Source organism: Streptomyces scabichelini (assembly GCF_011045015.1).
Lineage (GTDB): Bacteria > Actinomycetota > Actinomycetes > Streptomycetales > Streptomycetaceae > Streptomyces > Streptomyces scabichelini.
Genome location: NZ_JAAKZY010000262.1, coordinates 1 through 13,439, shown reverse-complemented (window position 1 = coordinate 13,439; position 13,439 = coordinate 1). Strand labels below are relative to the sequence as shown.

Genomic DNA, 13,439 nt, shown 5'->3' with positions numbered 1-13,439 from the left:
GGCCGTCGGACCAGGTGGGGCGGGGGAGTTGGTCACCGGGGGCGTGACCGCGCCGGCCGCGTCACGGGCCAGGGCGTCGAAGTCGACGAGACCGGTCGCCTCCAGGACCTTGATGTGGTCCAGGACCGTGGTGTTCGCGTCGTCGGCGAGGTCGCGCACCAGCGAGTTGCGGGTGTTCGCACGGATCTCCGCGACCAGGCCGAAGACCTTGCCGTGCGCCTTGCGCAGGATGTTCGCGAACTGCACGTTGTAGTTCTCGCCGTGCGCCGCGCTCAGCGTGGCGAGCCACTCCCGCTGCTGTTCGTTCGGCTGGTTGGGCAGTTCGAGGCCGAGCCGCGCGGCCACACTGCGCACCCGGGCGTCCAGGAACGTGTGCCCCTCGACGAGGTGCTCGCCCGCCGTGCGTACGGCCTGGGTGGTACCGCGCTCACCGGCCTGCTGGCCGGCGGGCAGCTCCCACAGGCCCGCCAGCCGAACCTTGGTGATGAACTCCCGGTCCAGGGCGGACAGCGGACCGTAATCCGTCTGTACGGTCTCGGCGTTCAGCGTGTCCAGGCCGGTGCCCGAACGGTCCTCGTACGACCAGACCGGAAAGATCAGCGCCACGAGGGTCGCCGCCAGCCCCGAGATGAGGAGCCCGGTGCCGCTGAACACGCCACGGCGGTTGGTGGATCGCATGGTGCCTCCTGTTGCGGCACCGCACGTTAGTGCGCTTCGAAGGGAGCTTGGCATATTACTACCACTGAGTACGCCAGCTGCCGTACGGGATTGGACGGCCGGGACGAGACCGCGCGCCGGGCTGCCCGGCGCGGCATTCCCGCAGGTGGAAGCGGTGTGACGGGAGGCGGCCGTGATCGCGGCGGGCTCGCGTCCGGCCGGGGGCGTCAGGTCCCGGCTGGGTGCGCGGGCGCGCGGCCCGGCGGGGGCACGGACCGCGCTGAGCAGGGAAGTGGCCTGATTTACTCGTACGGCTGGGCGTCCGTATCGTTCGCGTGAGCGATATCACGTGCTCGCGGAGGCGACTACGCCTCCGTCGAGAGCCCCTCAACGCTTCGGCCGAGAGACCCTCACGCCTTGGCCGAGAGACCCCCACGCCTTGGCCGAGAGGCCTGCACGCTTCGACCGGGAGCCCTCCCCGTTCCGGCCGGGAGCCCTCGACGCCTCGGTCGAAGAAGGGCGTCAACGCCTCAGCAGAACCCGTCGCGTCGCCCGCGCAAGCCGGGCCGCCGGTCGCCGCGACAGTGGGGCGGGGCCCGAGCGCTCCAGCCACCAGTCGCTCAACTTCCGCCGTACGTCCGGGTCTTCGAGGCGGCCTTCCAGGAGCAGATGCTCGGCGAAGGCCAGCGCGTCGTGCCGGTAGCCGTCGGTCATCGGGTGGCCGTGCGTGTACGCCAGGAACGCCGTCCGGTACGCCCCCGCCAGGATCTCCGGCAGCTCGGGAGCGACCTTGGCCACGACATCGGCCCGCTTCGAGGCGAGCGCCCGCGCCTGCACGGCCAGCCGCACCCGGTCGAAGCCCTCGGGCACGGGGGTCCCGGCGACGAGCGCGGAGAGCAGGGCGCCCTGCGCGAGGGCCAGCCGCTGACGGGCGGGGCCGATGTCGGTGATCGTTTCTTCCTTCGCGTCTTCCTCCGCGGCACCCCCGTGACGTACTCCTGAAGCCTCGCCCCGTACCCCGGAAGCAGCCCCCTTCTCCGCCTTATCCACGGTCTCCCGGATCGCCGCCAGCTCCCGCTCCAGCTCCGCCGGCTCGGGGAAGTTCTCGTCCCGCTCCAGGAGCACTCCCGGCGGGCGCACCCGGGAGGCCAGGTCCGCGAGGATGTCGAGGACCGCCGGCGGCACGGCGTGGGCGTGGCTGTCGTGCCAGACGCCGTCGCGCTCGAAGCCGCCGGCGACGTGGACGTAGGCGATGGCCTCGACGGGCAGCTCGTCGAGGGCCTTGGCGGGGTCCTCGCCGCGGTTGACGTGGTTGGTGTGGAGATTGGCCACGTCGATGAGGAGGCGTACGCCGGTGCGGTCGACCAGGTCGTACAGGAACTGCCCCTCGGTCATCTCCTCGCCGGGCCAGGAGATCAGCGCCGCGATGTTCTCCACTGCGAGCGGCACGGGCAGCGCGTCCTGGGCGATACGGATGTTCTCGCACAGGACGTCGAGGGAGTCCCGGGTGCGCGGGACGGGCAGCAGGTGCCCGGCCTCCAGCAGCGGCGAGGCGGTGAGGACGCCGCCCGCGCGGACGAACGCGATGTGCTCCGTGACCAGCGGCGACCCCAGCGCCTCGGCGCACTCGGCCAGGGCCGCGAGGCGGCCCTCGTCGGGCCGCTCCGCACCGCCGAGACCGAGCGAGACGCCGTGCGGCACGACCGTGACACCGCGCTCGCGCAGGCGCACCAGCGACTCGGGGAGATGCCCCGCGCACACGTTCTCCGCGACGGCCTCGACCCAGTCGATGCCCGGCATGCGCTCCACGGCCTCGGCGATCTCCGGCCGCCATCCGATTCCCGTACCCAGTCGCTGCATCGTCCCCCTCCTTCATCACGCTGCATCGCGGTTTCACCAGGACCTGTGTGTCGTCTCCTTTGACGGACTGCGTTCCGGCGTGACCGGGTCATCGCCCCGAAACGCAGGGCCGAACCCATCGGCGGGGACGTTCAGAGCAACATTTGAGGTTCCGGACGGTCCGCTACAGCTGGAAGATCTTGCCGTGCTGTTCTCCCGACCGGCCATTCATCCGGTGAGCGCCCCAGCAGCCGCAGCGTCTCGTCGAGCGGATCCGCTCCCTCGGGCACGTCGAGCGCCGGCGCGAACGCGGAGCCAGGGCCGCGCGTCGCCGGGTCCGCTGGTACGCGCCGGGCGACGGCCAGCCCCGCTGCGAGCACCTCGTCCGGCAGCCGGAGGTCCACCCCCAGCGAGGCGGCGACGTCCCACGCGTGCACCACATAGTCGAGGAAGTGGAACCGGACCGCGATCCGCCCGGGAAGGACAAGACCCAGCTCCGGCAACGCGAACTCCCGCTCCCCGACGCCGGGTTGGGCGAACGCGTCGAGCACCGCCGTCGCCGCATCCCGGTAGGTCCGCAGCGGCTCGCTCATGTCCTCCGGCTCCCGCCAGTACGCCGCCTCCGCGCCCGCACCCCGCGCGGCGGCCGCGAAGCCGTGATGCTGGGCGGCCATGTGCGCCAGGAGCCGCCGCAGGTCCCAGCCCGTGCAGGGCGCGGGCCGCGCCCAGTCCTCCTCGCCGGCTGCGTCGAGGACGCGCAGCGACTCGCGTACGGCGATCCGGTCGAGCTCGACGATGTCGAGGCCGGTGTTCGTCATGAGTACTCCTCGGTTTTCATGAGTGCTCCTCGGTGATGAAGCGGTGCGCGTGCGCCCATGCGCCGGCCATGTCGAAGCGCTCGCTCTCCCAGGCTGTCGACCGCAGCAGCCCGCGGCCGCGGTGCGCGCGCATGATCTGTACGTGGTCGGACCGGCCGATGAACTCCCCGAGCCGCTCCTCGTCGGTCCAGACCGACACGGAACCCGAGCGCCGGCGCATCGGATCGGCCCACAACCACAGGCCGATCGCGCCAGGGGTGACGGGCCAGGTGCGGCGCAGCCGCAGCCCCGCCAGAGCGACGGACCAGGACTGCCGGAAGGTGTCGGCGGTGAAGTCGGTGACGCTCACCAGGGCCGGGCCGTCGCTTGTGCCGGTGCGGGGGCCGGGCTGCCAGGGCGAGCGCACGATGGTTTGTCGCATGGGAGCGAGCATAAAACTAAGCGAACGATCGTGCTACTTGTTTTAGGCCGCTCTTGGAGAGGAGTACTGGAACGGCAAGTGCCTTGCAGGTCAGGGCACTTCGGGCACGAGCGAAGGATCCGTGGCCGTCACGCGCAGTCGGGACGCGATCGCGACGCGGGCCCTGCGGTAGGCGGTCGTCTCGTCGTGCAGGACGGAGGTGACGTTGGCCGTCTCCATCAACGCGATAAGTTCGAAGGCGAGTTGGGGTACGTCCGTGTCGGGGCGGAGTTCGCCGGTGTCGCGGGCCTCCGCGATGACGTGCTCCACGTGGGCCGTCCAGTCGCGCTGGGCCCGTACGACCGCGTCGTGGACGGGCCCGGAGCGGGCGTCGAACTCGGCGACGACCTCGTAGAAGAAACAGCCGCCCGGGAACACCCGCCCCTGGGAGTAGTCCAGCCAGCACTCGCACAGCCGCCACAACCGGCCGACTCCGGGCGGGACTTCGGCCGCGGGCCTGATCACCTGCTCGACGTAGATGCGCGAGGCCTCGCGCACGGTCGCCAGTTGCAGCTCCTGCTTGGAGCCGAAGAGGGCGAACACCCCGCTCTTGCTGAGCTGTAGCTCGCTCGCAAGCCGGCCGACGGACAGTGCCTCCAGCCCCTCGACGGAGGCGATGTCGACGGTACGGCGAAGCACGAGCTGCCTGGTGCGGTTGCCCCGTTCGACCCTGCCGTCCAGCCGTGTCATCGTTCGCTCCCGGTCGCCATCAGGTCGGACGCCCGGCAGCCTATCCGTCAGGAAGTCGACGACCTATCGGCCAGTGGCAGGAAGCGGGCGCGGGGGAGGGCCGCCGCGAGGTCGCGGCCGCCGCGGAAGGGGATGACGCGGTCGCCGCGGTAGTGCAGGACGAGCGCGGGCGCGCGGACCTTCGGCAGGAGCCGGGTGACGTCGAAGGTGTATCCGGCCCCCAGGTAGCCGACCGCCTCCTGCCCGCCGGCCGAGTCCTGCAGCACGCGGCCGAGGTGCCGTACGGCGTGTGCCGAGCAGCCGGGGCGGTAGAGCTCGGCGAGGGTGCGGGCGATCAGACCCCAGTGGGAGCGCAGCAGCCGGGGCATCGCCTCGCGCACCGTGGGCGGGAACGTGCTCGCCGCGTCGGCGTACGTGCCGAACAGCACCAGCCGGGAGACGAGTTCGGGGCGTTCGGCGGCGAGGGCGAGGGCGAGGGCGAGTGCGATGGGGCCCGCCTGGGAAACGGCCAGCAGCGCGGCCGGGGCGCCGTCTCGTTCGCGGGCCGTGTGCTCCAGGACGGTGGCGAGTTCCGCCGTGCTCGCCTCCAGGGAGAAGTCCGCCTCGGGTCCCGGCGAAAGACCGGTGCCGCATCGGTCGTAAAGGGTGAGGGCGGTGTGCCGACTCAGCGCTCCAGCAGGGAGGAACGCAGGTCACGGCCGGAGGCCAGCACGTCCAGGCTGGTGACCCAGGCCGGCACCGCGACGAGGGGGGAGTCCGTCTCCGACGCGGGCATAGGCGTAGGCGAGTCTGCGGTCGCCGTCGACGCGCAGATAACTGACCGCAGGTCGGCGAAGGGGTGAGCCCGGGGCCCCGGGCCCGGGGCGCCGACCCCGTGGCGGAGGAAGGGGGGCCACGACGGCGGGCGAATCCTCGTGTGCCGCATGCCCTCGGGGCCGGATGGCGGGGGAGACCTCATGGCGGAGGATCTGTTCCTCCAGCCGCTGGAGGGCGGCCGAGGGCTCCAGGCCCAGTTCGTCGGCGAGCAGCTCGCGGTAGGCGCGGTACTGCTCCAGCGCCTCAGTGTGGCGCCCGGCCGCGTACAGGGCCCGCAGCAGCAGCTCACGGCCGCGCTCCCGCAGGGGGTTGTCGTGCACGAAGCGCCCGAGTCCGGCCCGCACCAGGAGCAGGCCCAGCAGAGCGCGCAGCCGGGTGCCGCCGACGTCCACCGGTGTGCCGTCCGGTCCGGTGACGGTCAGCGGCCCCAGCGTGTGGAAGCGCAGGCGCGTCGCGCGCGGCTCGTCGTCATGAGCCTCTCGTCAGCCTCTCGTGATCATGGGCCTCTCGTCGACACCGGGCGGGGTCGGGTCAAGGGCTCAGTCGGTAGAACCGCCACAGGTCGTGCTCGACGTCGAGCACCTCCACCGAGCCGTATCCGGCCTCGCGGGCATAGGCACGTACGGTGTCGGGCCGCAGGACCGTGCCCGCCTCCACCTTCGCGCCCTCCGCACGGGTGGCCGGCAGGCAGTGCAGCAGACTGAAGGCGTAGTTGAGGCGGTCCAGCTCCGGGCCCGGGGCGGTGAACTCCTCGCTCACCTTCTCGTCGCCGATCAGTACCGCGCCCGACGGGGCCAGCAGTCGGCGTACCGAGACCAGCGCCCCGATCGGGTCCGCCATGTCGTGCAGCGCCTCGAACACCGTGACCAGGTCCACCACGCCGTCGAGGCCCGCCCCCGCGGCGTTCGTGTTCACGAAGGCGACCTGCTCGCCGAGGCCGGCCTCCCCGGCGTTGCGCCGGGCCTGCTCCACGGAGGCGGCATCCAGGTCGATGCCGGTCAGCCGGGCCCGGGGAAACGCGCGGGCCAGGGCGATCGTCGACCAGCCCAGTCCGCAGCCCAGGTCGAGTACCCGGGCGTCCGGGCCGTCGGTGAGCCGTCGGTGGACGTCCGGCAGGGCCGCGACCCAGGACTGGAGCGTCTCGGGCTTGAACATGGGCCGGTTGAGGCCCGCGATGCCGTCGCGGGTACCCGGGCCGTAGCGCTCGTACGGTACGCCGCCGCCCGTGCCGAACGCCTTCAACACCTCGGGCAGGGCGTCGGCGATCGAGGCGACGAACTGCGGCCCTGTCGCCAGATAGAGCGGGTCCTCGCGGTCCAGCAGGACCCGCCGGTGCTCGGCGGGCAGCTCGAAGCGCCGCTCGTAGGCGTGGTCCTCGTCGGCGGGTCCGGAGACGGTCAGGACGCCCGCGACGGCCTGCTGCTCCAGCCACTCGCGGGCGTAGCGCGCGTGGATGCCCGCCGTCTTGGACAGATCGCGGGGCGTCATGGGCCCGTGCGCGGCCAGAGCCTCGTACAGGCCGCGGCGGACGCCGATGTCGACGGCGAAGATCTCGAGAGTCGAGCGCAGACCGGTGAAGATCTCCTCGGCCAGCCGTTCGGCGTTCGGGGCAGGAGCGGATGCGGATGCGTCGTTCATGGTCGTGACCTCCTGTGCAGGCGGCCCGGTCGACGGCCCGGTGCCGCCCAACCGTCCCACACGGGCGTGCGGTGGGGGAGGGCCTGACGGTGTCATCGCGTCGCCGAGCCCAGAATCTGCGAATTGACGGGAAGGAAGGGGGAGTTGAGGCGGAAGCGGTCCACGGTGAGCCGTCCGAAACCGGCCGCCGTCAGGGTGTCCTCGGTCTCCCTGAGGACGTCGCGCCCTTCGAAGCACCACCGCCACGGCCGGCGTACGGCCCGCTGAAGCCACCGCGTCGGAGTGCCAGGGCGGGCGGCGACATGCTCGACGAACAGCAGCGTGCCGCCCGGCCGCAGGATGCGCCGGGCCTCGGCCAGGACCCGGGCGGGGTCGTCGACGGTGCACAGGACCAGCGTGCACACAACGGCGTCGGTGCCGCCCTCCGGCAGCGGGAGCTGCCCGGCGTCGCAGGGCAGGATCTCCGTGTCGATGCCGAGGGCGGCAGCCCGGGCGCGCAGCGCGCCGTGCATGTGGGGATTGGGTTCCACGGCGGTCAGGCGGGTGCCCGGCCGGTAGTAGCGGAGGTTGGCTCCGGTGCCGGGACCCAGCTCCACGACGTGCTCGGGGAGGCCGGCGAAGAGACGCGCCTTACGGGTGCCGACCAGCCGGTGGACGTATCCGTCCAGCAGGCGGAAGAACGCGGCGTTGGCCCGGCCGCGTACGGGATGCGGTGAGAAGGACATGCCCGCCACGGTCCGCTCCGCGGCTCTCGTCGCCCTGCCGTCGCACTGCCCTGTCGCTGCCTCGGCGCTGTCACCGTACGTGGGCATCCGCGAAGTCCCGGAGGATCCGGTTGACCCGGTCCGGCTCGGTCACCTGGGGGCAGTGCCCGGCCCCGTCGAGCATCAGCGCCCTGGTCCCCAGCGCCCGGGCCAGGGCATCCGAGAAGGCAGGGGGAGCGATGCGGTCGTCCGACCCGTGTACGACCAGCGCCGGACACCGGACCTGGGCGGCGAGGGCGCGCAGCAGCTCCGACTGGGCGGCGGGATCCGTGGCCGTACGGGCGGTCACGGTTGCCGCGAGCACCTCCGGTGTGGTCTCCAGGGCCCAGTCGACCGCCTGCCGTACGAGCGGATGCTCCTCCGGCAGCGAGAGCGCGTGCGCGCAGAAGAAGCAGAAGAAGCGGGCGAAGCCGGGGTAGTCGGCGGCCATCGCGGCCCTGTTGTACCGCTCCCAGCCACCGGCGTCCGGGCCCGGCGGCTCCTCGAAGGTGAGCAGCGCGCGGGTGAGCGGATCGGTGGCGGTGCCGGGGACGTTCAGCGTCGTACCGATGGCCACGAACCCCGCCACCCGCCTCGGATGCTGCACGGAGATGAGCAGGGCAACGGCGGTCCCGAGCGAGTTGGAGACCAGCACGGCGTCCCGGTCTCCTCCAGTACGGCGACGGCTCCCCGACGAGCCGCGCCGGATCGTAGGCGACGACGCGATGTGTCACGGCGAAGGCCGCCAACTGGGCCGTCCACAACCGGTGGTCCAGAATGGGCCACGCCGGAAGGAACAGCAGGTCTGCGGGCCGTTCCCGAACACCTGATACGCGATGGGCATGCCGCGGGAGTCGACGGTGCCGCGGCGGATGGCGATGGACATCGGCACTCTCCTTTCGTCCACCGCGACCCTGCTCGGCGTCCCTCCCGCGGCACTCACAGCGCGCTGTCAGCCGGAGTTCATGGTGTGTCCTCCACTTCCTCCACTTCCTCCACTTCGAAGACGCCTCTCAGACCCCTGGACTCATCGGCGTGATGCGAGGACCAGCCTCTGGCCTGGTGTCCGTCATCGGTGCGGCGGAGGGGGCGAGGGCCGAGGGGCGCGCGGATGTCGCCTTTTCTCCAGTCAGGGCGCTGGTGATCCTGCGGGCCAGGAGCGGATCGGCCGGAAGCACATGGGAGGCGAACCAGCGGGCGGCCGACGGATCGGGGGACGGTTCGACGAACTCCGGGCCCGCGTAGTCGTCGAGCGGGGGATCGTAGACGTATCCGGAGACCATGCCGTGGTTCACCAGACGTTCCAGGAGGGCGTCGCGGTCGTGGACCAGGAGCGGGACCCGGAAGAGGGGGAGAGGGCCGTCGTGTGTCGCCGGTTCGCGGAGTGCCGGGGAGGCCCAGGCGGTGCCCGAGAGGAGTGCGACACCGGCCCTGCGGTGGGCGAGGTTCGCGTCGAGGCCGGCCATGCGGATCTCCAACTGGCCGCGGACCAGCGCTCCGTGACGCGACCGGAAGTCGTGCAGATCGACGCGCACCCACGGCTCGTACGCATCCAGGCTCGGCGCCTCGCGCGCGCGGTCGGAGAGCCGCGGCGCGTGCAGGGCCATGCGGAAGTCGTCGCGTTCCAGCAGCCCGAGGCGCCGCATCGTGCGCCAGGCAGGCCGCACCAGGTGGAGGGTGCGTACGGCGGAACGCGCCAGTGGCCGCAGCGTCGCGGCCAGGTCGCCGCGCAGGCGGCGCGGCACCAGGAGATCGTCGCGCAGCAGCTCCAACTCCCGTCGGGTGCGCACGTCCTCGACGGCGAGGAAACCGCCGGCCATCGCCGCCACATGCTTGGACAGGCTGAATGCCGCCGCCGTCCCGAACGTCCCGATCGGCTGACCGTCCACGTGCGTACCGATCGCGTGCGCCGCGTCCTCGATCAGGGGAATCCCCAACTCCTCGCAACGGCGCCGCAGTTGCACGACCCGGTCCGGCATCCCGTACAGGTTCGTGGTCAGGACGGCGTCCACGCTCCGCCAGGTCGACTCCGGTACGGCGGCCGGGTCGATGTTGCCGTCCCATACGGAAACGGGTGCCTGCACCGGGCGCAGCCCGGCCGCGAGCACCACGAAAAGAATCACATCGTCGTTCACCGGCGACATCAGCACCCGTGCGCCCGGCCGGCACCAGCGCCGCAGCGCCAGGTACAGAGCCAGCCGTGCCGAGGGCGTGTAGACGCATTCGCGTCCGAGTCGCCGTGTCATCGCCGCGGCGAGCCGCGATCCGTACGGCATCGTCACCTCTTCCGTCGAAGGGCCGGCGCTCGAAGGGCCGTCGAAGAGTCGTACGAGAGCTAGTCGTACGAGAGCTGTCGTCGTCGCTGGCCGCCGTGGGGTGGGAGGATCCCGGACGGGCAGTCTTGGATGGGCAGTCTTGGACGGGCAGTCTCGGACCGGCCGTCTGGGACTGGCGGCTGTCGGCGACGACGGATACGTGGTGCGAGTCGTTCGGGCCGCGACATTGCGTCGCGGCATGCCGGGGTGGAGAAATGCGCTCAGCGTGTGCGGGGTGATACCGCTCCGCCGGAGTCCGCCCGGCCCGACGTGCGTAGCGTGCCGACCGTCTTCAGTAACTGGTCGGCCGGCTTCCGCAGCCGGGGATGGGCCAGGACCGTGTTCCGCAGGCCGCGCACCGGCCTGCGCCACAGCCGGTGCGCTGTCGCCACCGGGTGGGGGCGGGTCGCGAACCCTTCGCCGACGTGCAGCTCGCGGGTCTTGAGCCAGTCCTTGTACTCCTTGTCACCGCGTCCCATGTCCATGAGCGTCACGCCGTCCCGGCCCGCCGCCTCGGCCATCCGCAGATGCATGATCAGCCCGGGCGAGTAGTAGCGGAACTCGGGGTCGTACGCGGTGAACCAGGCCGCCAACACAGTGCGCGATCTCGGTCCGAAGTGCGCGGCCACCGGCCGGTCGCCCGCGTACACCACGGACAGCACACCGGTGAAGTGCTCCTCGCGCACCTGGAACAGATGGTCCACCAGGTCCACGATCCACGGCCGCGCGAACCGGTCCATCCGCCCTGTCCTGCGGTACTGCGCGGACTTCCACCGCATCAGCGTGCGGAGCATCCGCGGGTCGCGCTCGTCGAAGACGAACCGCATCTCGCCCAGGTCGCGTCCCAGGCGGCGTTCCTTCTTCAGCGTCGTCTTCGCTATCCCCGGGTACGCGGCCCGCAGCCACTGGGCGTAGTCGCCGTCGCCGGGCTTCAGGTCGAGCACCGGTGAGGGGAACGTCCCCGTGACGTACTTGCCGAAGGGCTCCTGCTCCTCGACGAGATGGTCGAACTCGAAGACGGACAGCCCGCAGGCGCACAGCAGTTGCTCGGTGTCCCAGGTGATCCCGGGGCGGTGGACGAGGGCCTGGCAGTCGGAGAGGCCGAGACCTATGGCCCGGCCGACGCCGAAGGAGTTGCGTTCGTACGGGAAGAAGCCCACGGGCTCCCCGTTCTCATGCAGAACCGCCACCCGCGCCCCACCGCGGTATCTGCCGATCCCGGCCGCGAACTCCGGTGCCAGGAAGGGGTTGGCGTAGTCGGGCGACTCGTCCATCGCCCGGTGCCAGGCCCCGCGGAGCGAGGTGCTCAGCTCCTCGGGTCTGTGGATGGTGACACCGGTCGCGGTGCCGGCCTCTCTTGCATGTGAATCACTGCTAGTCGATCGCATGGGCGACCGCCCCCCCCAATTCCCCCATGACGCGCCGTCAGCGTCCTGCCTCTCCCTGGTCCCTGGTCTTTGGCCATCCGCTGATCCACGCCGTGTACGACCTCAAACGTCGCGAAACAGCACGCACCCTGTCAAGGGTGTCTGTCGTAACGGAAAGGTGCGGATCGGGTGGTCCTTTCCCTCCAGGCCCATCCGCCGCAACCACGGTGAACGAGCGCTGGGCCGGCCCACATGCTGAGCGCACACGATGAGCCATGCGTCTGATCGTGCAGGATCAATGCGAGCCCCTCGACCGGCTGCCCCGCGGCGGGGAGGCGACACCCTGATCAGGTAAGGAGATGGCGTTGTCCATCTGGGAAGCTCTGGCCGTCCTCGCGGCCGGCATCGGCGCCGGCACGATCAACACCATCGTCGGCTCCGGCACCCTGATCACCTTCCCGGTGCTGCTCGCCACCGGGCTGCCGCCGATCACCGCCAACGTCTCCAACGCCCTCGGCCTCGTCCCCGGCTCCATCAGCGGAGCCATCGGCTACCGCGCCGAACTCCGCGGACAGGGCCGCCGTGCACTCGTCCTCGGCCTCACCGCGCTCATCGGCGGACTCGGCGGCGCCGTGCTGCTGCTCGCCCTGCCCTCCGAGGCCTTCGACACGATCGTCCCCGTACTGATCGCCCTCGCGCTCGTCCTCGTACTGCTCCAGCCACGCCTGGCCAAAGCCGTACAGCACCGCCGCGAGAGCAACGGCACCACCTCCCGCCCGTACGGCGGCTTCGTCCTCCTGGCCGGACTGCTGCTCGCGAGCGTGTACGGCGGCTACTTCGGCGCCGCCCAAGGGGTCCTGTACCTCTCCCTGATGGGGCTGCTCCTCGACGAGGACCTGCAACGCGTCAACGCCGTCAAGAACATCCTCGGAGCCGTCGTCAACGGCATCGCCGCCTGCTTCTTCCTCTTCGTCGCCGAGTTCGACTGGACAGCGGTCCTGCTGATCGCCGTCGGCTCCGCCCTCGGCGGGCAGATCGGCGCCAAGGTCGGCCGCCGCCTCCCGTCCACCGCACTCCGCGCCGTCATCGTCGCCGTCGGCGTCATCGCGATCGTGCAACTCCTGCTGCGCTGACACCACTCCGCCGGCGCCGTCCGACACGGGCGGACAAGTCCGCCCGGCCAGCTGGCGATCGAGGCCGCCGGACTCGCCCGCCTGAGCGAACCCGGTCGGCCGGGTGCCGCCATCCTGGCCGACGCCGCCCTGCGCAACTGGCCGCTCGCCTGAGAACCACCCGGCATTCGGAGGCACCACGGTGTTCGGTTGTGGAGGCCGGGTTGATGGACTGGGGCGATGAAGATCCTGTCGCCTCGTGTCCTGCGGGCTCTTGAACGGTTCAACGCCACGTACCCCTGGGATCACAACGCCCACTACCATCGCTGGATCCTGCGACAGCTGCCGAGACGCTTCGAACGCGCCCTGGACGTCGGTTCCGGCAGTGGTGATCTTGCAAGGCTCCTGGCCGGACGAGCCTACGCTGTGAAGGCCGTCGATTCCGATCCGGTGATCACCGCTCGAGCCCAGAAGCTGACTCCTGCTGCGCTTCCTGTGACCTTCGACGTCGCGGATGCAGCAGCAGAGTTTCCAGCCGGCCCCTACGACGTCATCACGTGCGTCGCCACGATCCACCACCTGCCGTTCGCCCAGACGCTCACCCGTTTCCGACGTCATCTGGCGCCGGGAGGGACCCTGGTCGTCGTCGGCCTGTTCCGGGCCCAGACCCCTGTGGACCACCTGCTCGGTGTTGTCGCCATTCCGGCCAACGCCGCCATGGGCTGGCTGAAGAACAAGGGCCGCTCCTCGCCACGCCCCCTCTCCATGACCGCCCCTACTCGCCCGGCGGACATGGCCTTTGACGACATCGTCCGTGAAGCCAGAGACGTCCTCCCCGGCGCGCGGCTGCGACGACGGTTGTTCTGGCGCTACACGCTTGTATGGAATCAGCCCTGAGCAGCCCGTGGCTCGTGTGTGAGCCAGGCCACACGTCGGGGGTGCATAGCGGGGCAGGGGCCAGTGTCTTTATTGAGGGTGTAGGGG

General features: G+C 71.2%; 14 protein-coding genes. 2 read left to right on the top strand and 12 right to left on the bottom strand.

Translation table 11 applies throughout. The features are described from left to right. The 12 genes from G5C60_RS44550 to G5C60_RS44495 all read right to left on the bottom strand — a co-directional run. Positions 1 to 678, bottom strand: a 678-nt coding sequence (locus G5C60_RS44550) for a DUF4142 domain-containing protein (protein ID WP_165268898.1), incomplete at its 3' end; no start/stop codon positions are given. Between the two features lie 501 nt (positions 679 to 1,179). Beyond that, positions 1,180 to 2,517, bottom strand: coding sequence for an MbnB/TglH/ChrH family RiPP precursor modification enzyme (locus G5C60_RS44545; RefSeq protein ID WP_165268896.1), 1,338 nt, complete (start codon positions 2,515 to 2,517; stop codon positions 1,180 to 1,182). 131 nt (positions 2,518 to 2,648) lie between these two features. Beyond that, entirely contained in the window at positions 2,649 to 3,314 is a 666-nt protein-coding gene (locus G5C60_RS44540) for a TIGR03086 family metal-binding protein (RefSeq protein ID WP_165268894.1), read from the bottom strand. 16 nt (positions 3,315 to 3,330) lie between these two features. Further along, positions 3,331 to 3,735: a hypothetical protein gene (locus G5C60_RS44535; RefSeq protein WP_165268892.1), complete on the bottom strand. Its 405-nt coding sequence runs from the start codon at positions 3,733 to 3,735 to the stop codon at positions 3,331 to 3,333. 90 nt (positions 3,736 to 3,825) lie between these two features. Further along, complete coding sequence (locus tag G5C60_RS44530) at positions 3,826 to 4,464, bottom strand: TetR/AcrR family transcriptional regulator (protein ID WP_165268890.1); 639 nt, start codon at positions 4,462 to 4,464, stop codon at positions 3,826 to 3,828. A 47-nt stretch (positions 4,465 to 4,511) separates the two neighbouring features. Continuing rightward, the gene (locus G5C60_RS44525) at positions 4,512 to 5,132 is read right to left on the bottom strand and encodes an alpha/beta fold hydrolase (protein WP_165268904.1); all 621 of its coding nucleotides are present in this window, start codon (positions 5,130 to 5,132) and stop codon (positions 4,512 to 4,514) included. A 24-nt stretch (positions 5,133 to 5,156) separates the two neighbouring features. Then, complete coding sequence (locus tag G5C60_RS44520; RefSeq protein ID WP_338146105.1) at positions 5,157 to 5,672, bottom strand: AfsR/SARP family transcriptional regulator; 516 nt, start codon at positions 5,670 to 5,672, stop codon at positions 5,157 to 5,159. Between the two features lie 139 nt (positions 5,673 to 5,811). Then, positions 5,812 to 6,918 (bottom strand): class I SAM-dependent methyltransferase, encoded by a 1,107-nt coding sequence (locus G5C60_RS44515; RefSeq protein WP_165268888.1) that lies wholly within the window; start codon positions 6,916 to 6,918, stop codon positions 5,812 to 5,814. A 92-nt stretch (positions 6,919 to 7,010) separates the two neighbouring features. Further along, positions 7,011 to 7,730, bottom strand: coding sequence for a class I SAM-dependent methyltransferase (locus tag G5C60_RS44510; RefSeq protein WP_206440775.1), 720 nt, complete (start codon positions 7,728 to 7,730; stop codon positions 7,011 to 7,013). Then, the gene (locus tag G5C60_RS44505) at positions 7,714 to 8,370 is read right to left on the bottom strand and encodes an alpha/beta fold hydrolase (RefSeq protein WP_338146106.1); all 657 of its coding nucleotides are present in this window, start codon (positions 8,368 to 8,370) and stop codon (positions 7,714 to 7,716) included. Before G5C60_RS44505 ends, G5C60_RS44510 begins: the two co-directional genes overlap by 17 nt. Before the next feature lie 304 nt (positions 8,371 to 8,674). Then, a complete protein-coding gene (locus G5C60_RS44500) occupies positions 8,675 to 9,937 on the bottom strand; it encodes a DegT/DnrJ/EryC1/StrS family aminotransferase (protein WP_165268884.1) in 1,263 nt (420 codons plus the stop codon). 260 nt (positions 9,938 to 10,197) lie between these two features. Continuing rightward, entirely contained in the window at positions 10,198 to 11,364 is a 1,167-nt protein-coding gene (locus G5C60_RS44495; protein ID WP_165268882.1) for a GNAT family N-acetyltransferase, read from the bottom strand. A 338-nt stretch (positions 11,365 to 11,702) separates the two neighbouring features. Here G5C60_RS44495 and G5C60_RS44490 point away from each other — a divergent pair, with 338 nt between their 5' ends. Next, a complete protein-coding gene (locus tag G5C60_RS44490) occupies positions 11,703 to 12,476 on the top strand; it encodes a sulfite exporter TauE/SafE family protein (RefSeq protein ID WP_165268880.1) in 774 nt (257 codons plus the stop codon). 219 nt (positions 12,477 to 12,695) lie between these two features. Further along, the gene (locus tag G5C60_RS44485; RefSeq protein ID WP_165268878.1) at positions 12,696 to 13,352 is read left to right on the top strand and encodes a class I SAM-dependent methyltransferase; all 657 of its coding nucleotides are present in this window, start codon (positions 12,696 to 12,698) and stop codon (positions 13,350 to 13,352) included. Positions 13,353 to 13,439 lie beyond the last annotated feature (87 nt).